This window comes from Komagataeibacter ossonobensis, assembly GCF_057359305.1.
This window is the reverse complement of sequence record NZ_JBXAYQ010000040.1, coordinates 1-24,425: the sequence shown is the minus strand read 5'-3', so window position 1 is coordinate 24,425 and position 24,425 is coordinate 1. Positions and strand designations below refer to the sequence as shown.

The window sequence follows — 24,425 nt, the reverse complement described above, 5'->3', positions numbered from 1 at the left end:
TCGCTGTTGTCGGCCACAACGTCCGGCGCGTCATTCACGTTGTCATCCATCAGCGCAACGCTATCCGCGGCTGATGAATATGCGGAACCAGGCGTATTAACGCCCGTACCCAGCCCTGCCGTAGCCGGCAGCGCGGAGATGCTGCCATTGGCCGCGCCATCAAACTGATCCCATGCGCGGAAGGTCAGGGCATCATTGACCTTGCCGTTCCAGTTCGGGTCGGTAGACTGGAAATAGACCCGCGTCTGCCCGTTATCGATCAGGTGCAGGGCATTGCCACCGCCGACCGCACTGCCTGCGCCGCTACCGGCGAATTCGGTCCATGTCTTGCCGTTATCGGTAGTGTACCACCATGTGCCGTGGGTGGTGTCGGCGCTGGTAATGGCAATGCCGGGCAGCGAAGTAGCACCTGCGACACTCTGGCCGGTAAGGCCCGCGCCATCAGGGTCGGTCACGTTGCCCGCGCCACCTGTTGCCCCTGCATAACCTGCCAGCTGCGAAACCGCTGTGCCCACCGCGCCCTGCGGCGGGAGGGAGTCCTCCTGCGCATCATTAAGGGAAACCGGGACCGAGGGATCAAGGACCGGGGAGTCATTGGCTGCGGTGACCGCAATCGTGCCATTGGTGACGATGGGCGTGTTCGCCCCGTTTTCATAGACGGATATGCTCACATTGCGCGTGCCCTCGATGGGCGTATCGGAACTGTCGTAATATTTCAGGCTGGCGAGCGTACTCTGCCAGTTCTTGAGCGTGGTGGCGGTGCCTGCGGTCAGTGTCAGGGTACCGGTTGCGCTGTCCATGCTCGCCGTAATGCCGCCCGCCGTAGTGGCGGCCAGCACGTCCTGCGTCGTGGCAGAGCCGATCTGTACCGTCACTTTCTGGATCGATCCCGTGCCCGTGCCCGAGGCATCTTCTATCGAGACATAGGAGCCGAGTGCGGTAGCCGATGCCGCAGCCGGGGTATCATTGGGTTCAGCAAAGGTGGTGGCAAAGGTGGTGCCGCCAACACTCACATGTGTGAACATGGGCGCACTGGTCTGCACGCCCCCCGTGCCCTGTGCGCCAGTGGTGACCTGCTGACCCGCAAGGTTGGTATTGCCATCGGAGAACGTGGCCCCCAGCGTGACATCAAGCTGTGTTGCCGGGTCGGTAGCCGTGGGCGTGTAGGTATAGGTCAGGTCCTGCGCCAGTGTTGCAATGCCGGCCTTGGTGGCGGATGCATTGAACGTGAACTGTAGTACACCCCCCTTGTCGGTATAAGTGCCGATTGCGGTGCCGTTCACGCTCACCTGCCCGCCCGCCATGGTCACGCCGCTGCCTGCCAGCGCACCAAAGCTGTCGGTTGCCGAGGCGGCTGCCTTGCCATCAACGTAGCGCTGCACCGTCAGCATGGTACCGGCATAGGTGTAGGTACCGCTTCCCTTCGTGGTCAGCGTATCAAGTTCGTGGTCATCCACCGTTACCGCGCCATCGCCGATTGCCGTGGCGGCGCCAGCGGTGGTGACGTGCGGCGTGATGTCCTGCCAGCCTGTTATGGTGGGCGCGGTGTCCGGCAGTTCATAGGCCAGGTCGGCATGGGTTGCGCTCATGCCATTGGCTGAATCCGCATCGGGACTGACGGCGGTTATGGCAGATGTTGCCGCGCCATCGTGGTTGTAGACCTCCGTCTCGCTTGCAGGCAGCCCATCCGCTCCCCCCTTGGTCGGCACGGTAATTTCCGCAATGGAGGATGTGGGCGTGCCATAGATGGGCACCAGCACCGCGTAGTTGCCATTGGCATCGGTCTGGATGCCGGTCTGCACAAGGCCGGTGGCATAGGTGCCGTCCGACCCGCGCGCGGTAACCGTAACACCCACGCCGCCCAGTGGGATATCGATGGCGCTGTCATAGGTGCCGGGCGTATTGCCCAGCGCCTGCCAGATCTGGCCCGACAGGGTGCCAAGCCCCATCGTGACCGAGCGCTCATAGGTATCGGCACTGTTGGTACCAGCCGTGCCATCCTGCCCGGCCGAGCCATCGCGGCTCTGCTCCGTTCCGCCCGAAGTGGCGGGCGTTGCCCCGGTCAGCGATTCCCACGTCACACTGGTCGTGGTCTGCGCCAGCCCCTTTGTCAGGTCGGACAGCTTGACCGTATAGGTCACGGTCTCGCTGGCATGAGCGGCCAGCGTCAGGCCGTTGGTGGTCACGCCGTTTGCATCGGCTACCGCCACGTTGCCGCTGGCATTGATCGTGGTGTCCACCGTACCCGCGCCCGTGGCCGCAACTGCGCCATCAACGGATTCCTGCCCTGCCACAAGCGGATCATTGAGGGCGACATCATAGGCCGCGGCATCGCCGTTATTGGTCAGGGTATCGGTAAAGGTGACGGTATCATTGGTGTAATCGATCGCGGTCACCGCCTTGTCCAGCTTAACGTCAGGCTCCCTGACCGTTTCGCTTACGGTGGATGCAGGGGTGGAGATGGGTGATGCGGGTGTTGGCGACGTGCTGGCCGTCAGGCTCTCGCTAAAGGGGAGGGTCTTACCGTCCTGATTGGCCGTGGTATTGAGCACCGTGCCCGCCACCTGAATGATGGCATAGTTGGGAACGGATGACTGGTCATTGTTGGTGACCGTGCCAAGATTGATGGTGAGCACGGTCTGCCCGGAGGAATCCGTTGTCACGCCGGTTATGGACGCACCGGTCCCGTTAAGCGCTGCTTCCGCCGCATCCGTAAGCGTGAAGGTATTGCCGCCACCCTGCACGGTCAGGGCTGGTGTCGTCCCTTCTGCAAACTGCGTGGCACTGCCAATGCCGGACGAGGTGATTTCCCCGTTCGGGCTGGCCAGCAGCAGGCACAGCGATGTGGGGTCAAGCTGCACGTTGTCCGGCACCTTGAGGGTCAGCGTCACGTCCTGATTCTGCCCCTCGGGGATCGAGACCTCGCCCTGCAGGGTCACCCGGTCTCCGGGTACGGTATCAGCCGCAGTAACAGGCGTAGTGGGGGAAATGCCGCTGGTGGTGCCGTTATTCTCACCCACGATGTCAAGCACGGACGTGAAGTTGCCAACCGCTGGCGCATCGCCGGCCGTGCGACTGAACGCTTCAGGCACGTCCTGCGGTGTCACCGGCGCATCCCCCGATCCGGACGGGCTACCCGATGGCGGCATGAATTCGTTGCTCTTGGGCGCTGAATGCCAGGTGTAGTCATCCGTTACCGCAAGTTTCGTGCCCGCCGGCAGGTCGGAGGCAACCGTGCCGGTAATGGTATAGGTGACCGGTGCATCGGTGGGGGCAAGAGAGGCAAGCGTGGACAGGGCAACGGATGTCTGGCCCGCGGCTACAGTGATGGTCTGCCCCCCGCCCGTAATGGTAACGCCCGTCAGGTCCGAAGGCAGCGTAATGGCATGATCGATGTCATAGGCCGTGACATCACCGTTATTGCTCAGCTTCAGGGTATAGGTCACCTGCTGGCCACTGTACAGCGCCTGGCCCTTCGTATCGTCGGTGAGGGTTTCGGTGAGGGAGGGCTTGCGCTCGGTTACGGTCACGTCGGCGGGGCCGGCCTGCTCGGCCACGGTGGCCGTGTCATCATGCACGCTGTAGTTCAGCACCGCCGATGACGTGATCGTGGCGGCATCGGCAGGTGCATTGTTCTCGCCATAATAACCGTTATAGGCCAGCGTTATGGTACCGGGCGTGGAACTGGAATTGGTAACCGTCTTGCCAAGGTCAAAGGTCAGGGTGGTGGTGCCATCGGCGTTCCTGACCGCCGTGGGCGCGGGCAGGTTGCCGCTGGCATCGGCGCTCGAGGCGCTCGCGCCGGTCAGGGTGGCGGCAAAACCCCCGGCATAGTCCATGCCCGCAGGCAGGGTTTCCACCACCGTCACATCGCCGTTGCCATTGGTGAGCGTGCCTTCGGGCACATTTACGGTAATGGTGGTGGTCCGCGTCTCCCCACTGACAATGGTGCCGCTGGAGGTGGCTGCATCCACGCCGTCATTTGCAGGCAGGTTGGATGCGCTAATGGTCTTGCTGATGGTGGGCGTCTGCAGGGTGACGCTTGCCGGATCGGTCAGGTCCGAGGCCTGCCCGCCAAGCGGCACGCCATTGGTCACGAACCCGTCGCCCTGCTCGACCGCGCCGGGGCTGTTGCCAAAGTTCACTACCGTTGCGTTGGCCACCAGCGTATCGCCAAGGTTCTGGCCGGTTGGCAGGGCCAGGTCATAGGTAATGGTCAGGTCCTGCCCCTGGGCCAGAACCGCAGCGGTTGCCGATGTGGCCGGTATGCTCAGCCCGCCCGTGGTGAAATAGCTGCTGGCAGCGGTCGCGGCATCCGCCGCCGAGGAATAGACTATCGTGCCATCAGGGCGCGTGATCTGGAAATTCCTGACATCCGCCGTAGAGAACCCGGCAGGTAGGGTGCCCGATACCGTCAGGTCGTACATACCGGCCGAGCCGGTATTTTCTACCGTGGAGGCGATGCGCACGGTGTCGCCCCCCTCGGCACCTGTGGCATTGAGGTCATTGACCGCGCCAAGGCCGCTCACGCCATTGGCGGGCACCGATGTATAGGCGCCGCCATCCGACCCCGCCGCGTTGAAGGTGGTGGTGGGATCGGTATCCGTTCCCTCACCCGTTGTCTGGGGCGTATAGGTGACGGATTTATCGGCGCTGGTGCCATTCATGACCGATACCACGCCGGTCTTGATCTCGGCCGCAGGCTCGGCAACCGTAATTGACTGCAGGGTAGACTGGGCCGTCTGGGCATTCTGCCCATTGGTCAGGGTGGACTGCTCCTGACTGGTCAGGCTCAGGCCATCGGCAAAGGGGCTTGATGTCGCCTTGAGGGTAAACAGCATGGCCACCTGCTTGCCAGCATCACTGGTGGCAAGCGTGTCGCTGTTGCCCATATCGAAGCTGATGCTGTTGGTCGCGGACTGCGTCGAGACCGTGACCTGCTTCGGATCGACACCGTTTGGCACGCTCACCACGCTGTAGGTGCCGGCCGCCTGTTGGGTTAGGTCCGTGCTGGGGGCAGCCGTGAAAGCGGAATCACCGTTACCCGCGGGGTTGCTCGTGTCATAGAGCGGCAGGGGCAGGTAGGATGAAAGGTTCAGGTCAGTATAGGTGCCGGTCTGGAGGGTGTAGGTTGCCTCGTAGGTCACCTTGTCACCCGCGTGGATGACAGGCGTATCCGTGCCCTCTACGGCAACACCATTGATGGCCACGATCTTCAGCCCCGTCGAACCCTCGGGCACGGAAAGCGTACTGCCTGAATCGTCCTGCACCTGCGAGGTCATGCCATCGGGGCCTGTTGCCTGCGCGCTGACACTGACCTGGCTGCCGATCGTATCGCCTTCGGTCACCGGGGTATTCGTGGCGGTATAGTTATCGCTCACCGTGCTGGCATAACTGATCGTGCCCTGCTTGCCCGCACCCATGGCGGGCAGGTTATTGTCAGCCAGGTACTGGGCGATGTTCATTTTTACCACGGTCTGCCCGTTATCACCCGGCGTGGCCGACCAGTAGTCACTGCCCAGTTGCACGGTATGGGACGTGCCGGTGGCATCGGTATAGGTAAAGGTGGGGTTCGTGCCCGGCTGCAGGGCCTGGCCATCGCTCAGCGTGGTGGTGACCACCATGCCGGTGCTGGAATAGTAATCCGAATTCTCGATATGGATGTCATGCGTAATGGTATCGCCGGGCATGACCTGCCCTGCAGGCAGGCTGGCAGCACTGCCATCCGCATTCGTGATCGTATCCGTCTCCTGCACCGCGAAGGCCTTGGCCTGGAACGTGGTGGGCGATGTGTCCACCGTTTCGTCCAACGCGACGGGCGTGGCTGTCTGCCCGTCCGAAACGGGCGGAGTCCAGTTGCCGGTATAGGATATGGTGGCACCCGAAATGGTGGTGAGCGATGTCGTGCCGCCAGAAGAATTGAGGATAGAATTCCCGGCCGCATCCGTCTGGCCAACATAGACCGGAATATCAATCTTGTAGGGCGCACTTGCACTGTAGGCCACGCTATCCAGCGTAACCTTGACCGACCCGCCTTCCTTTGAGCCGTCAGCGGGCGGCACATAGGTGGCCGTGCCGCTGATGGTCGAGCCATCGGCCCCGGTCAGGGTAATGGGGCTGTTGTTGTAATTGACGCTGTCAGGCAGGGTGACATTGAGCGTCATGTCCTTGATGGCGTTGGCCTGCGTCACTTCGGCAGGGGTGACGGTCACCTGGTAGGTGGCGGGATAATCCGGGCCGGTGGGCACTTCATCCTCGCCACGCGGCGAAGTGATGATACCGGCGGTCACCTGCACGATATTCTGGTCAATGGTGTTGGTTACGGCAGAACCCTGAATGGTCGGGTCGGTGCCGGGGTTGTTGAGCGCATCGGCGCCATACTGGTAGCCACCGGCCGCAGCGATGGTAATGGGCGTGCCCGCGCCTGTGGGCGCATCGACGGACTCGACCGTGTGATTGGCAAAATTCGCCGTAAGCGTGAGGGTCGGCTGGTTGGGTGTGTAACTGCCAAACGGCAGGGAAACCACATACATGGTATCGCCTGCCTTGAAACCCGCAGGCGCCGTCACGAACTGCGGCTTGCCATCCGTGCCACTGCTGTATGGGTTGTAGGCCCCGATCTTGCCATCAACATCAACCAGCGTAACAGCCTTGGTGGACAGGCTTTGTCCCAGATACGTTACAGAGGTAAGCGGTGTATCCTGCTGCGCTGTGTTGGTCGGGGCGAATATCTCGACAAAGGGCGCGTAGCCCACGCCATTCTGTGCATTGTTGGCAAAGGTGATGGTCTGGGAAAACGCATTGCCCAGCAAATTGCTGGTGTCGCCCGCATTTGCAATGGTGACCGTGGCCGTCGGGCTATCAAGCACGCTGTCATAACCGGCCTCGGCCGTGACGGAGAACGGCGTATCCACCGCATTGCCGTCCAGTCCGGCCGTGCGCTCCAGTGTCCAGTCACCCCCCAACGCTCCCAGGCCCGTGGCATCGGTCGAGGCGGCGACCCCCGCGCCCGTCAGGGTATGCAGGTCCTCGACCAGCGCCTGCCCGGCCGCGCCCTGCCCCACGTCGCAGCCCCAGAACAGGATCTGCCCCTTCGTGCCCAGCGCATCGCCCCACTGGGCAACCTGCGTACTGTCCGCCATGAGGGTGGCGGCATTGATGGTCGTGCTGCCAAGCTCGATCTGGCCTGCCTGCCCGTAGGTAAGGAAGCTGACACTGCTGAGGTTCTGCTGGTGCGACAGCACGCGCGAGACGACGGACATGCCATTACGCGTATTGTCCACCACAACCACGCCCACGTTATCGCCCAGTGTGGCCGTAAGTTCGCGCCAGTCGCTTACCCGGGAATCGACAAAAACGATATCGGTAAAATTATCTTTTTTACTACCATCACGCTCATGCACCGACCGACCTGTACCAGTGGTTGCAGGTAAATCCGGCAGGGAACCAACGGCTTCATCCACAACAGGGGCATCATGAGCGTTTTCGCCCTGATTCTCCTGGTGGTACCTGTCCGCCCCGTGGTGATGGGAGACATGCGCCACGCTGCCATCAAAGAGATATCTCTGCTCAAGAATCAGACGCATGAAAAATCCACTTTTATCAACAATTTGTTTAGGAATACCAGATTATGGTTTCCATGATATGAATCATTGCCACTCGGCAGGGCGCTACGACTGCATTTCCAATTACCACATTCCATCTACATTTTTTTTTCTCGTGTTACAACGAATGAAGTTGACAGAAATGTGTCCGCACCATAACTACCATGCCGTGCTCGGTATCGGGCGCGGTGTAACTGCAAAATAGGCGGATATTCCCAAACCATACTTATATATAGCTCTACATGCCTATATATAGATCTATACAGTTCCCTATAATCAGGTAACCACAAGCCTGTTCCCGCCAGCTTGTGTTAAAATTTTTCTTGCCGACCTGAACACAACCCGGAAATTCATGGTAAATCCTGTGACGCATCAGCTTACCCGTGGCAAAATACGTCTGGTCTCCTGCGCTGCGCTTTCGACAGTCATGCTGCTGGCGGGGTGTGGCATGCGGCCCAAGCCCATGCCGCTGGCTGATCACATAAAGCGTGCGGATGCCGATCACGCCACGATCGAGGCGCGTTATCTGCCGCTCGATAGTGACCTGACACTTGGCACCGCCATCGCGCGCGCGCTCAAGTTCAACTATGATTCACAGGTCGCCAAGCTTGAGATCAACCAGCAGGAAAAGCAGCTTGACCTGGCGCTTATGCAGATGCTGCCGCACCTTGCGGCCGATGCGGGCTATACAGACAGAAGCAATAACAATGCTGCTGAAAGTATTGACGAATTCAGCAACCAGCGTTCGCTGGATTATTCTTATTCCGAAATGCCAAGCCATGGCAGCGGCGACATCAGCTTTTCATGGAACGCCATGGATGCGGGCATCAGCTATTTCTCCGCCCGCCAGCAGGCTTTCCGTGCCCTGATTGCCGTCGAGCGCCGCAGGCGCGCCATCAATGATCTGGTTAAGGCCGTGACCACCAATTACTGGGAAGCCGCTGCAGCCCAGGTCATGCTGCCCCGCCTTGACCCCATCATCCACGATGCGGAAACCATGCTGGCGGCATCGCAGGATGCGGGTAACGCACACCTTCAGTCCCCCCTTACGCTGCTTGATTACCAGCAGAACATCATCCAGATCCTGGGTGAGATGCGGCGCATCAAGGATGAACTGGTCGGCGCGCAGATCCAGCTCGCCTCGCTCATCAACGTGCCGCAGGATGAAAAGCTCAACCTTGCCACCCACCCGCAGGATGTGCAGCCGCTGGGCAATCTCGACATCCCCACACTCGAGCGCATGGGACTGGTCATGCGCCCTGAACTGCGCATGGAAGTGTACCAGCAGAAAGTTGACCGGCAGGATGTCTACAAGGAAATCCTGAAGATGATGCCTGGCATTGGCGCCATCGGCAACGGCAACTTTGATTCGAATGCCCTGCTCTATCACCACATCTGGGGGCAGATCGGGGTCCGGGCGACTGTCAACCTGATCAACATGATCCAGGGACCGCGTGCCATCGCCGTGGCCAAGGGCAATGTCAAACTCTCGGAAATGCGCCGCCTTGCGCTGAGTGTTGCCATTCTGGCCCAGATCAACCTGAGCGCGCAGAAATACGTCACGGCAGTGGATTTTCTCAAATCCTCGCGACAGATCAACGATGTAAGCCTGCAGATGGAGCAGCTTGCCGTCTCCGCTTCCGCAGCCGGCGCACAGTCCGAGGCCAATCGCGTACGCCACCAGATGGCGGCCCTGCTCGGCCAGCTTGAATACAGCCGCAGCCTTGCCCATACCCATCAGGCGCTGGCCAACCTGTATGCCTCCATCGGCGTGGACCTTGTGCCCGCCAATGCCGATATTCAGGACCTCAAGCATCTGACGGCGCAGGTCGAGCATTCCATTGCCCTGTGGGAAAACGGCCGCCTGCCTGACCTGACGCTGCCCGATAATGTAAAGAAACCGGATGCAGGCAACAGCACGACACCTGTCGCGGTGCCGGTGCCGCAGGCTGCGCCGCCTTCCACGCCTGTCGCGCAGACGGATACGGCACAGCCTGCCGCTACACCCGGCTGATCTGCCATTTTGTAAATTGTTATTAATAAGTAATGTTATAAAGCTCCATCGCCCCGGGCGGTAGTGGTGCCTTTATTCCGGAAGGCCGGTTGCATATATGCGCATATATTCGTTTATCTCCGCACTGTCGCTTGGCCTTGTGCCCGGCACACTCCTGGCCCAGACAGCACAACCGCTCGCACACGCTGACATCACATCGACCGCTACGGCACCTGTCCAGCAGCCTGATATTCCCCCCATGTCGGAGCCGGACAGCACGGCGGTCCATACCCCCAGCGTACAGGTAACCGCCCCCATGAGTGCGCAGATCAGCGCCAGCATGTCGGGCCAGCTTGAAAAATTTCCTTTGCGCGACGGTGACCATTTTCACAAGGGCGACATCCTGGCCGAGTTCCGCTGTGGCCAGCAGAAGGCAACCCTTGCCCATGCCCATGCCGAATACATCAAGCGCCGTGGCCTCCTTGATGTACAGAACAAGATGAAGGCGCTGGGGCAATGGAGTGTATCGGACCTGCGCTCGGCCGCAGCCGATGAACGCGCGGCCAATGCGGATCTGGAAATGGCCACCGCCGTTGTGGCCCAGTGCGTGATCGAGGCCCCGTTTGACGGGCGAGTCTCCAATACCATGGTGCATAATTACCAGTATCTTTCAGCCGGGACCCCCATGCTGGAAATACTGGATGATACCTCGCTTGAACTGTCCATGATCGTCTCATCCATGGAACTGCGCCATCTGCAGCCCGGTACACCGTTCAAGGTCCATATACTGGAGACGGATGCCACTTACCCCGCAACCGTCAGCCGAATTTCAGGCAAAGTGGACCCCGTCAGCAAGACCATCAAGGTCTATGGCAAACTGACGCGTCCGGCCCCTGACCTGCTACCGGGCATGACAGGAGAAGCCCAGTTTGGTCAATGAGGGCGTGCGGCTGACGGACCATGACCTCCCCCTCGCCTGATCCCGTGCGCATGCAGCAGGGCCGGCAGGCTGCATTGCTGCGGCTGTCGGCCCTTGTGCATTTATGCGAACGCCTGCGGACCTGCCCGTCCGATGAACTGGATTTCGTGCTGGTCAACGAAAGCCATAATCTCCTTCCCTACCAGCAGGCTGCCCTTTACCGCACGGATAAGGCAGGGATTGCTGCCATATCCGGCACGGCGGTGTTCGATTCTGCAGCCCCCTATGTGCGCTGGCTGGACCGGGTATTCGAGAGCATCACGCCACAGGCCGAGGCCAGGGTAATTGACACAGCGACCCTGCCTGCCGCACTGCGCGATGAATGGGTGCAATGGATGGCTCCCCATGCCGTGCTCATTCCGCTGCTCGGACGGCATGGCCGCGTGGGCACACTGCTCGTTGCACGAGCGGATGCATGGACACAGCCCGACATCCAGGCCCTGTGCATGATTGGCGGCGAATATGCGGAAAGTCGGCAGCTTATCGCCTCTCAACCTCCCAAGCCACGTGATACACGGATGCGCAGACGCATCGGCGCCGTACTGGCGGCTGCCGTGCTGGTGGCGTTCTACCCGGTCCATTCATGGGTTCTGGCCCCGGCTGAAGTTGTACCGGTTGCTCCCACTTTCGTACGCGCGCCCTTTGCCGGTATCGTCCATCAGCTTGATGTCGCTCCCAATACAGCGGTGAAGGCCGGTACACCGCTGGTGGAACTGGAGCGCGCGCAGCTTGAAAGCCAGTATCAGGTTGCCCGCAAGGCGCTGGAAGTGGCCCGCACCCAGTACGATGAAGCCATTCAGGCAGGCATGCTTGATGCCAAGGCCCGCGCGCAGGCGGGTGAACTCAAGGGCCGCATTGATGAGGAAGCGGCCCAGATGCGTTACCAGAGCGAACTGCTGCACCGCGCCACCCTGACCGCCCCGATAGACGGGCTGGCGCTTTATAACGATCCTTCCGAATGGATAGGCCGCCCGGTGGAAGCGGGCGAGCGTATCCTCATGGTGGCCCCTGCCCTGTCCCGCCGGATCGAGATCCGCCTGCCAGCAACCGAGGTCGCACATTTCGCCACCGATGCGCGTGTGCGTTTTTTTGACAATGTGCACCCCGATCATCCAGCAGAAGGGCATCTGGTCTTTACCTCCTACGCAAGCACACCTACCCCTGCGGGCACGCTGGCCTATACCCTGCGTGCCGATCTGGACAGCGACATCCGCCTTGGCCTGCGTGGCACCGCGCGCATCTATGGCCCGCGGCACCTGTTGGTGCTGTGGGCCCTGCGCAAACCACTGGGCATAGTACGGCAATGGCTTTCATTTTAGCTGGCCCGGAAGGCGACGCATGAATGCGCCCGCCCCCTGGCCTGTCCTGCGTGATGACCTGGAACTGTTGCCTGGCCCTGTTGTGACCGGCGCGCCGACATGGACGCTTTATGACCCTGCCCGCCACCGTTACGTCCGCCTTGGCAGCATGGAAATGGAAATCCTGCAGCGCTGGGACCTGGCTGACCCGGACACGATTGCCCGCGTCGTGCGTGAGCAGACCACGTTTGATGCGCAGCCTGCCGATGTCACGGCCTTTGCCGCCTTCCTGCGGCAGGCCGGGCTGACCACTGCCCAGACCAGTGCAGACAGTGCCCTGCTGGCCCGGCAGGCGCGCAAGCCACCATTGTTATCATGGATTCTGCATCATTACCTTTTCCTGCGGGTACGGTTATGCAATCCCGATCCTGTCCTCAAACGCTGCGTGCCGTTAACGAACTGGCTTTTTACCCGTCAGTTCTGTACCGGCCTTGTACTGGCGGTAGGGCTGGCGCTGATCCTGGTCGTGCAGCAATGGAGCCTTTATGCCACGGGGTTCATGCATCTCATCACCCCGCAAGGTGCGATCGGCATTGCTATGGCGCTAACATGCAGCAAAATGGTGCATGAACTGGGACATGGTATTGCGGCACGACATTTTGGTTGCCGGGTACCCGCAATGGGGGTCGCCTTTCTGGTCCTGTGTCCCGTTTTATGGACCGATACAACCGATGCATGGCGACTGGTCCGTGCGCGTGACCGGCTGGTTATCGACTGCGCCGGGATGGTGGCAGAAATCATGTTGGCCACCCTGGCCACCATTCTCTGGAGCATCGTGCCCGATGGCCCATTCCGTGATAGCCTGTTTACGTTAAGCAGTTCGACATGGATCCTTACCCTGTCGGTCAATCTTAGCCCGCTGATGCGGTTTGACGGGTATTATATTCTCTCCGACCTTATGGGGATTCCCAACCTGCAGGAACGCGCCTTTGCGTGGACACGCTGGCGCACCCGAAAATTCCTGTTTGGCATGGATACACCCCCGCCCGAGGTCTTTCCCGCATACCGGGGGCTCATGCTGACCGGTTACAGCATGGCTACATGGCTTTATCGTTTTTTCCTGTTCACCGGTATCGCACTGGTTGTCTATCATGCGGTTTTTCCCGCGCTGGGCGTGATTCTGATGGGAATTGAAATCTGGTTCTTTGTTGCCCGCCCCATCATGAGAGAACTGGCACAATGGGCACGCCAGGCCCTGTATGCGCCAGCTAGCCGCCGCGTGCATGTTACGGGCGCCGTTTTTGCCATACTGCTTGCATTCCTTGTACTGCCATGGAGTCACTCTGTTCGTGCGCCTGCCGTATTGCGGGCAGAAGGGCAGAGCATGCTTTACACGCAGGATCCCGGCCAGGTGGTACGCCTTCTCCCGACAGGCAGCATGGTACGGGCAGGCGAGACCGTGGCCGAACTACGCTCCCCCCAGCTTGACCATGACCGTGCCGTATCAGTTGCACGACTGGCAACGCTGGACGCCACGTTGTCAGAACGGATGTTTGGCGTGGAAGATACAGCCTCGCTTGATGATACGCGCGACAAGATCGAGCAGGAAACAGCCGAGCGCCTACGGGCTGAAGCCGCGATAAGACAGTTGACCCTTACCGCTCCCTTTGCCGGCATGCTGGTAGATGTTCCACCGGAAATCCATGTCGGTGATACACTGAAACAGCATGAGTATGTCGGGTCAATCATAACAGACGACCACACCGCCATTGAAGCATATGTGTATGAAACGGACATCAGCTTCATACAGCCCGGAGCACAGGCCAGTTTTCTGGCCAACAGCCCTGGTGCCAGGCGGATAACGGGGCATGTACAGTCGATTTCGGTTGCATCAGTCCCTGAAATCGATGCGCTGGAACAGGCCTCCCTTTATGGCGGACATATCAAGGCACACCGGGACGAGACCAGCCACAGGATCGTGCCGGAAGAAGCGGTCTATCAGGTTATTATCCTGCCCGACGGGCCGCTGCCACCGGTCAGGCGGCGCATGAAGGGAATGGTCCGCATACATGCCACCGCCACCAGCTTCGTGCAGCGGACCTATCGCAAGATTGTCTCGGTTTTTATGGGAGAAGCTGGCCTGTAGCAGGGATCGTATGACCTCGACACGCCCAACCGCATGGAATCCCTCACGCTGACATCCCATATTCAGGCCGGGCGTCACCTCCTTCGGCGACATAGGGCATCCCGGCAACGAGGCGAAATCACCAATCACACAATACCCATCCGTGACCGGAAAATGCGTAGACATGGCCCGCTGAGCCAGATCGGCCCGCAGGGCGGCCCCCTCGGCGGCCTGATAGGAGTGCGATACGCTGGAGTTTCACTCCCATTTGCATCCTGCGCGGGTGTTCCAAACGCAGAAAGCCACCCTTCCAGACGCATTAACATGCTGATAATATTAAATGAGGCTTGGTTGCGGGACAGGATTTCTTCTCAAATTACGACAATCGCAATTCGAGAAGGAAGCGAGTTTAAATGTATGTTCCTCTAAAATTCTTTTCTGCATACGCCTGAAGACTTCATATATGCCATCAATAAATCCCCCTCCGAACCAGAAGTGGTGTTGCTCAGCACCAAGGCATTGCTTGCTGATCCGCTTTAATCTTTAAAATAGCGGCAGTCAGCGCCCTCCCGAAGACCGCATGAACGAGAAAAGAAGCATCAAGCTTTTTACAAGACCCTATCTGCCCGATACAGCAAGCGACCTTTTCAACAGAATTGTCTCATCTTGGCTCCATCACGTGTCGTGATGCATTCCGCAAGACGGATATTATCGCAGCTAAAGCCGCCCTATTCCGTTGCAAATAGGCCAGCCAATGCCCGTCAAGTGCAGCATCACGCATCAAGTCAATGGTATGGAGCGTTACCTGTCCGTCCATCCTCATGTGCAGCCCGAACGCCCGCCATCATACGCTTAACAGAATAAAAATTTATATTTTTAATTATTGAATATATTCCCAATAGTTGCGGTAATCACCATAGCCATAAGACCCCAGAATATCACTCGCAATGCAGGACGCCAAGGCGCCGTACCCCCCGCCAGCGCTCCGACAGTTCCTAGAATCGCAAGACAGATCAGGGAAACGACAGAGACACTCCATGACACCAGCCTGAAAGGTGATAGTACGGCCGTAAGCACGGACAGTATGGCGCCAAGTGCAAATGCACATGCGGATGCCAGGGCAGCCTGTACCGGACGCGCTGCCGTTACCTCGGAAATACCAAGTTCGTCGCGGGCATGGGCACCCAGCGCATCATGTTTCATCAATGCAATGGCAACCTGGTGCGCCAGAAGATCGTCAAGCCCACGCTGACGATATATGCCTGCCAGTTCATTAACTTCCCAATCCCAGTTACTACCCAGTTCCTTTTTTTCGTGGATCAGATCTGCCTTTTCTGAATCTGCCTGAGAACTGACAGACACATATTCTCCCGCAGCCATGGACATGGCGCCAGCCATCAGACTGGATATACCAGCCAGCAGGATTCCAGCCTGAGAGGTATGGGCACTTGCAACACCAATAATAAGGCTGGAAGTGGACAGGATGCCATCATTCGCCCCAAGAACGGAGGCCCGGAGCCAGCCCAGACGGGCTGTCGCATGCACCTCTCCCGATTCAGACATGCCCTTATCAATTACGTTCATTGAATATGTTCCTTGTAATGAGCATGCGCTTCAAAACATTGTCGCGAAGGATGAAGTAATGAAAACACGCTGCCAGTGCATGACCGGTAGCAAGCAACATGATCAGCCAGCCATTCCACATATGTAGTTCATGCAGCAGGCCCACGATCCGTGTCGAAAATTTCCCAAACGGAGACATGATCTGCACGGACAGAAAACTCATGGCCTGTCCGTTTCCCCATCGCCACAGATACCCAAGGCAGATTTCCATCATGGTCAGTCCGTACAGGCTGTACTCAACGCTTCGGACTGCAACAGCATCCATCCTCCGGTCTGACGCCGATATGCGCCGTCCCCACCCAATCCGCCACGCGATGCGCAGGGGCAGCAGAACGCTCAGCACCATTCCCGCTGTCAGATGGGTAACCACAAGTTGGTGATGCAGCGAGTGGCGAAACAGGTTCCATATATTCGCGCTTATGAACTGAAGCACGATGAGTGCCGCACAACTCCAGTGGAAAAGGACTGTCGGCACATCATAGCGCATATGGTCCGGGGACGTTTCCTGTATCATGCCAATATGCGTATCAGTTCCATATGACGCGAAGCTGAACGCGCAGTCTCAAGCTTCACCCGGTGACTGCTTCACGTCAGGGGCGGGAAAAGTAATGCGGACGCCAAACCCCCTGCCTGATTTCGAAAGGGGGGAACGCAGGCACACGGTCGCGTCCATCTGCCTGGCGATATTGCTGGCGATGGCCAGACCGAGGCCGCTGCCGCGCTTGCCTGTTCCACCGCGCACGAACGGATTGGTCAGCCGCGCCAGTATGTCAGGTGCCAGGGCCGCGCAATCGTTGATGATATCAATGCTACCATCCGGCAGGACGGTCACATTCACCGGCATGTTGCCCATCCCATGCAGCAACGCGTTTTCAAGCAGGTTACGCAGCATGATGCCGGTCGCATCCATGTCACCATGCACGAATATATGGCTGATCCCGTTTGCATTCAGGATGATGCCGCACCCCTCGCGCGGGTTATGGTCCAGATCGTCAGCCAGGACACGTAGCACGGTCAGTAGATCGAAGCGGTTGCGCCGGAAAGCAACACCCGAGGATGCGCGGGAAAACTGCAGTAGTTTTTCCACTGTCTGTCCCAGTCTGCGGGTCCGGTCCGCGATGATTTCCACCCGCCGGACCGCATCCGAACCCGTAGGTACCATGCGGCCCAGCATCTGCGCCTGCGCCAGCAGGGCAGCCAGCGGGTTGCGCAGTTCATGCGCGGCGCTGGCGGCAAAGGCCCGCTCGGTGGACAGGGCGGTTTCCAGTCGCGACAGGAGGGTATTGACGGCATGCTGGATGGATACAAGCTCGACCGGCAGATCAAGCGACGGGACGGGCCGCAGGTTGCCGCTGCCACGGGATTGCATTTCATCATGCAGACGGTCCAGCGGGCGCAGGGCCCGCCGCACGATCAGGCGCACCAGCAGCCAGATGACTGGCAGGAAAACCAGTATTGGCAGGATGGCAATCGCCGTTGCGCGCCACGTGGCACCACGACGATGCAACGTAGGCTCCCCTACCAGGACACGGTAGGCCGTGGCAGTCGGCGCCGCAACATAGACCCGGAAACGGGGCGTATCGGCAAACCCGGTATGGATATCTGACACAAAAGACTGAACCGGCGCATTCTGTGAGCGCAACACGACATGCCCTGACTGATCGACCACCTGATAGGCAAGTGTGCGTGGCCCGACATCGGGTACCCACGCAACAGTATCGCGCGATCCATGGGACTGTGTCGCGATGGTGGCCTGCAGCCGTTCGGAAACTTCCTGCAGGGAGTTGTCCAGCCGTTCAGTTATTTCGTAGCGAGTGAACCCCGCGACGGCAAGACTGAGGGCCAGCAGGCTGAGCGTCACGATGCTCAGGACACCACTGACAATCCGGGTGGCAAGGCTCCAGTTCTTCATACGGTTTCGCCATCGGTCAGACAGTAACCACGACCACGGACAGTCCTGATAACCTTATTACCCACCTTCTTGCGCAGGCGGCTTATGAAAACCTCAACCGTGTTGCTATCCACATCCTGGTCCAGCGCATACAGGGCCGTGTCAATCTGCGGGCGTGAATAGATCCGGCCGGGATTGCGCGACAGCAACTCCATAATGGCCCATTCACGTGCGGTCAGATCCAGCAACCGCCCATTGCGTGATACCGAGCGGCTTTCCCGGTCAATCGTAATCTCGCCAATGTGGTAATGGGGCCGCCTGCGGGGGACCGCATAGCGCCGCGCAACGGCAGCGATACGGGCCACGAGTTCATTCAGGTCATAGGGCTTGACGATATAATCATCCGCCCCGTCGGACAGGCCTGCGATACGGTCGCTGATCTGGTCTTCCGCCGTGGTGATGAGAATGGCGATATTCGATGGTGTCCGGCGGATGTCACGCAGCAGGTTGCGCCCGTTCCCATCCGGTAGACCAAGATCGAGCAGCATGAAATCATAATCCACCGTCGCCATGGCCGCGCGCGCATCCTCCAGCGTCGTGAACCAGTCCACGGCATGTCCCTCCAGCCGCACGCGTTCCTGCACCGCCGCTCCCAGGTCCTGTTCATCTTCCACAATAAGGATACGCATCAGTCCTGATCCTTTTCTTGCATCATCCGGGCATAAAGCGATGGCAGTACCAGCAGGGTCAGCAGCGTGGACGTGACCAGCCCGCCAATCACCACGCTGGCCAGCGGGCGCTCGACTTCCGCGCCTGCGCTTTCAGAAAATGCCATGGGAAAAAAGCCAAGGCTGGCGACAAGGGCCGTGGCCATGACGGGACGGAAGCGGGATTGCGCAGCCGCAAAGGCCGCCTGCGCCACAGCCATGCCCTGTGCCCGCAGGGCCGCGATTTCACTGACCAGCACCACGCCGTTCAGGATCGCCACGCCAAACAGCGCGATGAAGCCGATCCCCGCCGAAATGCTGAACGGCATGCCCCGCACGGTCAGCGCCACGATGCCGCCGGTTGCTGCCACCGGTAGGTTAATGAATACCAGCAGCGCGGGCCTGACCGCGCCAAACGCCACAACCAGCAGCGCAAAGATCAGGCCAAGGGCAATCGGCAGCACGATTTCCAGCCGCTGCACCGCCGACTGCAGGTTACGAAACTGCCCATCCCACTGCATGGTATAACCTGCGGGCAGTTTCACATCCCGTGCCACACGGGCCTGTGCCTCAGCCACGAATGACGCGAGATCACGCCCGCGCACATTGGCCTGCACCACCATGCGCCGGCGAACCCGGTCACGGCTTATGCGCGGCGGGCCATCGACTTCATGCACATGCGCCACCTGCGACAGCAGGACATTTCCCTGCCCGTCCATGCGCCGGACCTGCAACGCGCCGACGGCGACGGCAGATGTAACAGTGCGAGGGTCAAGACGCACCTGCGTGCCGATGATGGCATTGTCAACGATTACCGGCCTTATGCCGATATGCCCGCCAACCGCCTCCACCGTATCCAGAATGTCCTGCACCGCCACATTGCGGCTGGCAGCCTGCATGCGATCGATATCGGCCACGATCAGCGGCACGGTGCCATCCCCCGCCGCTGCCACATCTGCCGCCCCCCTGACGGCAGACATCACCGCCACCACCCGGTCGCCCAGATCGGCCAGCGTGGCCAGGTCATTGCCAAAGATCGATACCGCGATCTGCGTGCGCACGCCGGACAGCAGGTCGTCCATGCGCATCTGCACCGGCTGGCTCCACGAATACAGCGCGTCGGGCAGTTCGCGGCGCAGCGTGTCATCCATCGCGGCCACAAGCCCCGCCTGCGTGCGGGCGGTCTTCCATGTGGAGGGCGGGTTGAGGAAGATGAAGCTGTCGGTCTCGTTCACGCCCATCGGGTCGGTCGGAATGGCGGATGTGCCGGTATTGCTGACTACTGAACGCACTTCAGGGAAGCGGCGCAGGATCTGTTCCTGCTTCGTGACCGACGCCAGCACGGTGTCGAGCGAGGCGGAGGGCAGCCGCGTGGTGGTGACCGCCAGCGCGCCTTCATCAAGCTGAGGAATAAACTCGCCACCCAGCCGTGTGGCAAGGACCGCCGACACAGCCAGCACTGCCAGCGTGCCGCCGAACAGGATGCGTGGATGGGCCTTCCCCCATGTCATCATATGGGTATAGGGGCGGCGCAGAGTGGTGATCAGCCGCGTATCCCCCGCAGGCCGCACGCCCCCCAGCGCCAGCACCGCCAGAACCGGCACGCAGATGAAACAGTATGCAAGCGACGCCAGCAGCGCCATGATGACCGTCTGCGCCATGGGACGGAACATGTGCCCCTCTATCCCCTGCAGGGTCAGGATGGGCAGGTAGACCATGATGATGACCAGTATGGCAAACCCCACCGGGCGCATGACCTGCTGCACGGACGAGATGACCAGCGGGATGAATTCAGCGTCTGGTTCTTCCTCCCGCCGCGACAGGAGATGTTCGATCACGACCAGCGTGCCATCCACGATCATGCCGAAGTCGATCGCGCCAAGGCTGAGCAGGTTGGCGGAAATGCCGAACTGCCGCATCCCCGCCATGGCGCAGACAAGGGCGACCGGAATGACCGAGGCAATGACAAGGGCGGCCTGCCAGCTTCCTATCACCACCACCAGCACACCGACCACCAGCACCGCCCCCATCAGGAGGTTGTCACGCACGGTGGCGATGGTCTGTCCGGTCAGGGTGGCGCGGGTGTAATAGGGTTCCAGCGTGACACCATTGGGTAGCGCCTGCCTGATACCCGGCAGGGCATGGTCTATCGCGGCAAGGGTGGCGTTGGAACTGGCCCCGCTTTCCATCATCACCACCCCGATCACGATTTCGCCCTGCCCGTCACGCGTTACCGCTCCCAGCCGGGTGCGGGCACCCGTGGTAACGTGGCCAAGGTCGCGCAGCCGCACCACTGAACCATCGGCGTTGGTGCGCACGGCGATATTGCCAAAATCCGCAAGGCTTCCCACCAGCCCGCGCCCGACCACGCCCTGCTGTTCGGCATGGTGGGTGATCCACCCGCCGCCGGATGCCGCATTGCTGCCGTCCACCGCGTGATAAACCTCGCCTACCGAAAGATTGCTGCCAATCAGCCGTGCCTGGTCCAGCGTGACCTCATAGGTTTCTTCCGCCCCGCCATTGACGTTGACATCCACCACGCCGGGCACAAGGCGCATCTGCGGCACCACGGTCCAGTTCATAATGCGGTTGAGATCCATGAGCGAGCGCCCGGCGCCCCGGATCTGGAACTGCATGATCTCCCCCATGCCGGTGGCCAGCGGTCCCATGCTGACCGTGATGCCGGGCACGGATATGGCGGCGCGCGCCTGCTGGATCCGTTCATTGACGCGGGTGCGGTCCAGGTTGATGTCGGTCCCGTCGGCAAACTGCACATACACTACCGACACCCCCCCACGGGAGACGGAGCGCAGGTCGGTCATGCCGGGAATGCCGGTCATGCTGGCCTCTACGGGAAAAGTGATGAGTTTTTCCACTTCCTCCGTCGCAAGGCCGGGGGCCACGACCGAGACGAGGACCTGCCGTGGTGAAATATCCGGCACCGCCTCCACCGGCAGGCCTGGCACCGCCATGATGCCCGCTGCCAGCAGCAGGCCAAGCCCGCCCAGCACCAGCATACGCGCACGGATCAGCGTGGCAAGGTAGGCGTGCACCATCAGTCGGCATCCATTCCGGCCAGACCGATGACAGAACGCAGGGCGAAGCTGCCATGGCCAACCACTGCCTCACCTGCCTTCAGGCCGGAACGCAGCACCGCCTGCCGCCCGTTATCCAGCGCCACATCAACCACCACGGGCCGGTAATCGGTCTGGTCCACCCGCACGAACACGACGCTACGCCCGCCAATACGCTGGATGGCTTCAGACGGCACGACAATGCCCGCCACGCTGTCACGCTGCGCCAGTGTTGCGTCCAGCACCATGCCGGGCACCAGAGCGCCGGTGGGGTTGGAAACACTGCTTATGACCCGGACCAGTCCGGTCAGCGGACTGGCCATGCCATCCACCGTATCGATGCGTGATATCAGCGGGCCGCCGGCTGCCTGTGTCACCTGCTGGCCACCCGGTGCGATCCGTGCCGCCTGATCGGGCGCGATATCCGATACGATCCAGACATGAGACAGGTCGGCCACGGTGGCCACGTCCATGCTCGGATCCACGTCGCCCGCCACCGACGTACTGATCGTCTGCACCATGCCATCGACCGGGGAAATCAGGATGGAGGTTTCATCTTCCGCACCCTGGCTGTCCTGTTCCGATGAGGAATTGAACTCCTCGGCAAAGCGGTGGCCCAACGTGTCTACATCCGCCTGTCGCGCCCGCATGATGGCGTCTGCCTGCGCCAGCACATCCTGCCTGCGGCGCAGTTCGGCCATGGATATGCTCTCGCCTGCCAGCGTCCTTGCCCGCTGCACCGCGCCTGCCGCATCGGTCCGGGCCGCAATGGCAGCCGTGAGCGCCGCACGCATCTGGACCGCCTGCAGGCGTGCAACGTGCAGGGAATGATCCTGATAGCGCACAAGCGCCTGCCCCCGCCGCACGGAAGTGCCCGGCTGGACAAGAACTGCCAGCACCTTGCCGCTACCCGCCGGGTGGATATGCACGACCCGCGTCGTATCAGGCATGACCCGGCTTACGGTCGGCAGTACGGGCGTAACCGTGCCGGGCATGGCTGTGGCGACGCTCACGCCTTCATTGGCAACAGCCGCCGCATCCAGCTTCACGACAGGGGGCAGCGTTCCTTCCTCCGCCCGGGCCGGAAGGCAACCGGCCCCCACAAGCAGCAGCGCAAAGGCAATGTGCCTCATGGCACAATGCCAGTTGCGATCAGCATGCGGATGGTGGCGACATGCCATTCCACATCGGCCCGCGCGCTGGCCATCTGGCTGCCGGCCGCCGCCTGCCGGGCGGCAAGTGCCGTATCCAGGCTGGCCTCGCCCACGCGCCATGCGTGTTCCTGTGCCGTGGCACGCTTTTCCATACTGTCGGCGGCGATGCGGGAGGCCTGCCGCGCCGTAGTGGCCGCGATCAGGCGTTCACGCACCCGCGTCATTTCCAGATGCACCATGCGCCGCGCCTGTGTTTCCTGGCTGGTGGCCGCAGCCAGCCGGTTGCGTGCTTCGGACATGATGGGGGTATTGCGGACCTCGCTAGGCAAGGGAATGCTGAAATTCAGTCCCACGCGATCATCCCACGGGCTGCCGTACTGCTTTTCATGGATGGCATCCACACCAATTTCCGGATTAGGCATGAAAGAACGGCGCGCCAGCTTCATGTTGGCCTCGGCGGCTTCGACATTGCGGTGCGCCACCCTGATGCGGGGGTCATTGTTTTCCATGTCACCCGGCGCGATGAAGCGGGCGTGTGTGACATCTCCCGCCCCATAACGCGCCAGATCGGGCACGGCCGGACGCCCCAGAAGCACCTCCAGCGCGGTGGCGGTGTTTTCAGCCTCTTCCTGCGCCAGCGCCAGCTCATTGCGGGCGTTCTCCATCGCGGACTGCGCCATCTGCCCATCGGTCGCGGCCAGTTCGCCACCATGCACCGCACGCGCGGCGCTAGTAGCCATGCGCGCTGTCGCATCATACAGAATATGGGCCACATCCATCCGGGTGTGGGCGATGAGGGCAGCGGCAGCAGCATCAAGCACCCGGATGGACAGCGCCATGTGTTCGACATTGAGCTGTTCATCAATCGACGCGGCTTCCGCGCTTGCGACCTGTTGCGTGGCGCTACCCTGCCCTGGCAGCCACAGCGGCACTGACACAGCGCCCTGATACGTTGTGTAGCCCTCATTACTGCCTATCATATGATCATCCATGTATTCCCCCGACAGGGTCGGGCCACCGGCAAACCATGAGCCTGCGGCACTGGCGCGGGCACGGGCGGCATGATGGCCGACCTGCAGTTCGGTACGGACGGGATCAATAGCCCACGCCATTGCGACCGCTTCATGGAAGGATGGGCCGGACTGGGGAGCAGCCTGAACCCGGGCGGACGCCAACCACGCCACGGCGCAGGCCATGGCGGCTGACAGGATGGGATGCATGGTGTGGTTCATGCTTCAGGCCATCATGGGATGACGGGACCACCATGACTGATCCGTTCGGCAAGATCGCTCCACAGCCGCGCCATCATGAGGTTGATGTCAGATGTCACTGAAAAAGGAGACTGGGAACGCGCCAGGGGGGAAAGGGACATACGTTCCCCAATGACAAAATGCCCGTTAGAGAACAGTCGGGCGGAAATCACCCCCTGCTGCCCCTGCCCCATGGGCCTCGTAACGGTAATACGCAGATGCGGTGACGGGTCCGCAATCAGCGTGAACGCATGCAGTTCAGCCTCATCAGACGGACACGCCACGCCCTGCAGCACTGCATCGCGCAGTACGGAATGGGGATAACCACCATACATACCGTCCACATGCAGGCGAATGCCCTGCTGAACTGTCATGCATATACCTTCTGTCCCCCTTTCTGCCCAGGCAGGCGATACCATCAGAAAGAAAATACAGGCTATATACAGACCACCCTGCAATATCTTCTGCATAATAAACGTCTGTTCCCGTTATACATAAATTTCTGCCATCACGACGATGACTTTCTACCGATAACAGAGAAACCTGACGTGAACCTGAACACCCCATCTACAAAAATAAATTTATATTATGAAAATGATTATCATTTTGATATTCAAATACATTGAACAATGCAAGTGTTTATTAATTAAATTTAGTATTGTTGCTTTTTATTATGAAATTGTTCTAAATTAACTACAGAACGGACGGAAGTCCCGTCTGCGGTCTT

At 60.3% G+C, this 24,425-nt stretch carries 13 protein-coding genes; 4 read left to right on the top strand and 9 right to left on the bottom strand.

The annotated features are described in order from the left end of the window. On the bottom strand, positions 1–7,586 hold a 7,586-nt coding region (locus AC1RQ9_RS15680), incomplete at its 3' end, for a DUF4347 domain-containing protein (protein ID WP_485987737.1). A 370-nt stretch (positions 7,587–7,956) separates the two neighbouring features. Between AC1RQ9_RS15680 and AC1RQ9_RS15675 the strand changes: the two genes are divergently transcribed. From AC1RQ9_RS15675 to AC1RQ9_RS15660, 4 genes are all read left to right on the top strand, one after another. Beyond that, positions 7,957–9,618: a TolC family protein gene (locus AC1RQ9_RS15675; protein ID WP_485987736.1), complete on the top strand. Its 1,662-nt coding sequence runs from the start codon at positions 7,957–7,959 to the stop codon at positions 9,616–9,618. A 97-nt stretch (positions 9,619–9,715) separates the two neighbouring features. Then, entirely contained in the window at positions 9,716–10,537 is an 822-nt protein-coding gene (locus tag AC1RQ9_RS15670) for an efflux RND transporter periplasmic adaptor subunit (protein WP_485987734.1), read from the top strand. A 20-nt stretch (positions 10,538–10,557) separates the two neighbouring features. Continuing rightward, positions 10,558–11,895: an efflux RND transporter periplasmic adaptor subunit gene (locus tag AC1RQ9_RS15665; protein WP_485987732.1), complete on the top strand. Its 1,338-nt coding sequence runs from the start codon at positions 10,558–10,560 to the stop codon at positions 11,893–11,895. A gap of 19 nt (positions 11,896–11,914) precedes the next feature. Beyond that, positions 11,915–14,020: a hypothetical protein gene (locus tag AC1RQ9_RS15660; RefSeq protein WP_485987730.1), complete on the top strand. Its 2,106-nt coding sequence runs from the start codon at positions 11,915–11,917 to the stop codon at positions 14,018–14,020. Positions 14,021–14,875: 855 nt separating this feature from the next. Here the strand turns inward: AC1RQ9_RS15660 and AC1RQ9_RS15655 are convergent. From AC1RQ9_RS15655 to AC1RQ9_RS15620, 8 genes are all read right to left on the bottom strand, one after another. Next, positions 14,876–15,583: a VIT1/CCC1 transporter family protein gene (locus tag AC1RQ9_RS15655; RefSeq protein ID WP_485987729.1), complete on the bottom strand. Its 708-nt coding sequence runs from the start codon at positions 15,581–15,583 to the stop codon at positions 14,876–14,878. Continuing rightward, positions 15,570–16,109: a cytochrome b gene (locus AC1RQ9_RS15650; RefSeq protein ID WP_485987727.1), complete on the bottom strand. Its 540-nt coding sequence runs from the start codon at positions 16,107–16,109 to the stop codon at positions 15,570–15,572. Before AC1RQ9_RS15650 ends, AC1RQ9_RS15655 begins: the two co-directional genes overlap by 14 nt. 75 nt (positions 16,110–16,184) lie before the next feature. Next, positions 16,185–17,534, bottom strand: coding sequence for a sensor histidine kinase (locus AC1RQ9_RS15645; protein WP_485987725.1), 1,350 nt, complete (start codon positions 17,532–17,534; stop codon positions 16,185–16,187). Continuing rightward, a complete protein-coding gene (locus tag AC1RQ9_RS15640) occupies positions 17,531–18,202 on the bottom strand; it encodes a response regulator transcription factor (RefSeq protein ID WP_193731333.1) in 672 nt (223 codons plus the stop codon). Before AC1RQ9_RS15640 ends, AC1RQ9_RS15645 begins: the two co-directional genes overlap by 4 nt. Then, a complete protein-coding gene (locus AC1RQ9_RS15635) occupies positions 18,202–21,276 on the bottom strand; it encodes an efflux RND transporter permease subunit (protein ID WP_485987724.1) in 3,075 nt (1,024 codons plus the stop codon). Before AC1RQ9_RS15635 ends, AC1RQ9_RS15640 begins: the two co-directional genes overlap by 1 nt. After that, positions 21,276–22,427, bottom strand: a complete 1,152-nt coding sequence (locus AC1RQ9_RS15630; protein ID WP_485987723.1) for an efflux RND transporter periplasmic adaptor subunit — start codon at positions 22,425–22,427, stop codon at positions 21,276–21,278. Before AC1RQ9_RS15630 ends, AC1RQ9_RS15635 begins: the two co-directional genes overlap by 1 nt. Next, the gene (locus tag AC1RQ9_RS15625; RefSeq protein ID WP_485987722.1) at positions 22,424–23,680 is read right to left on the bottom strand and encodes a TolC family protein; all 1,257 of its coding nucleotides are present in this window, start codon (positions 23,678–23,680) and stop codon (positions 22,424–22,426) included. The genes AC1RQ9_RS15630 and AC1RQ9_RS15625 overlap by 4 nt, the downstream gene beginning before the upstream one ends. 11 nt (positions 23,681–23,691) lie before the next feature. Then, positions 23,692–24,072: a hypothetical protein gene (locus tag AC1RQ9_RS15620; protein WP_485987720.1), complete on the bottom strand. Its 381-nt coding sequence runs from the start codon at positions 24,070–24,072 to the stop codon at positions 23,692–23,694. Positions 24,073–24,425: the final 353 nt, after the last annotated feature.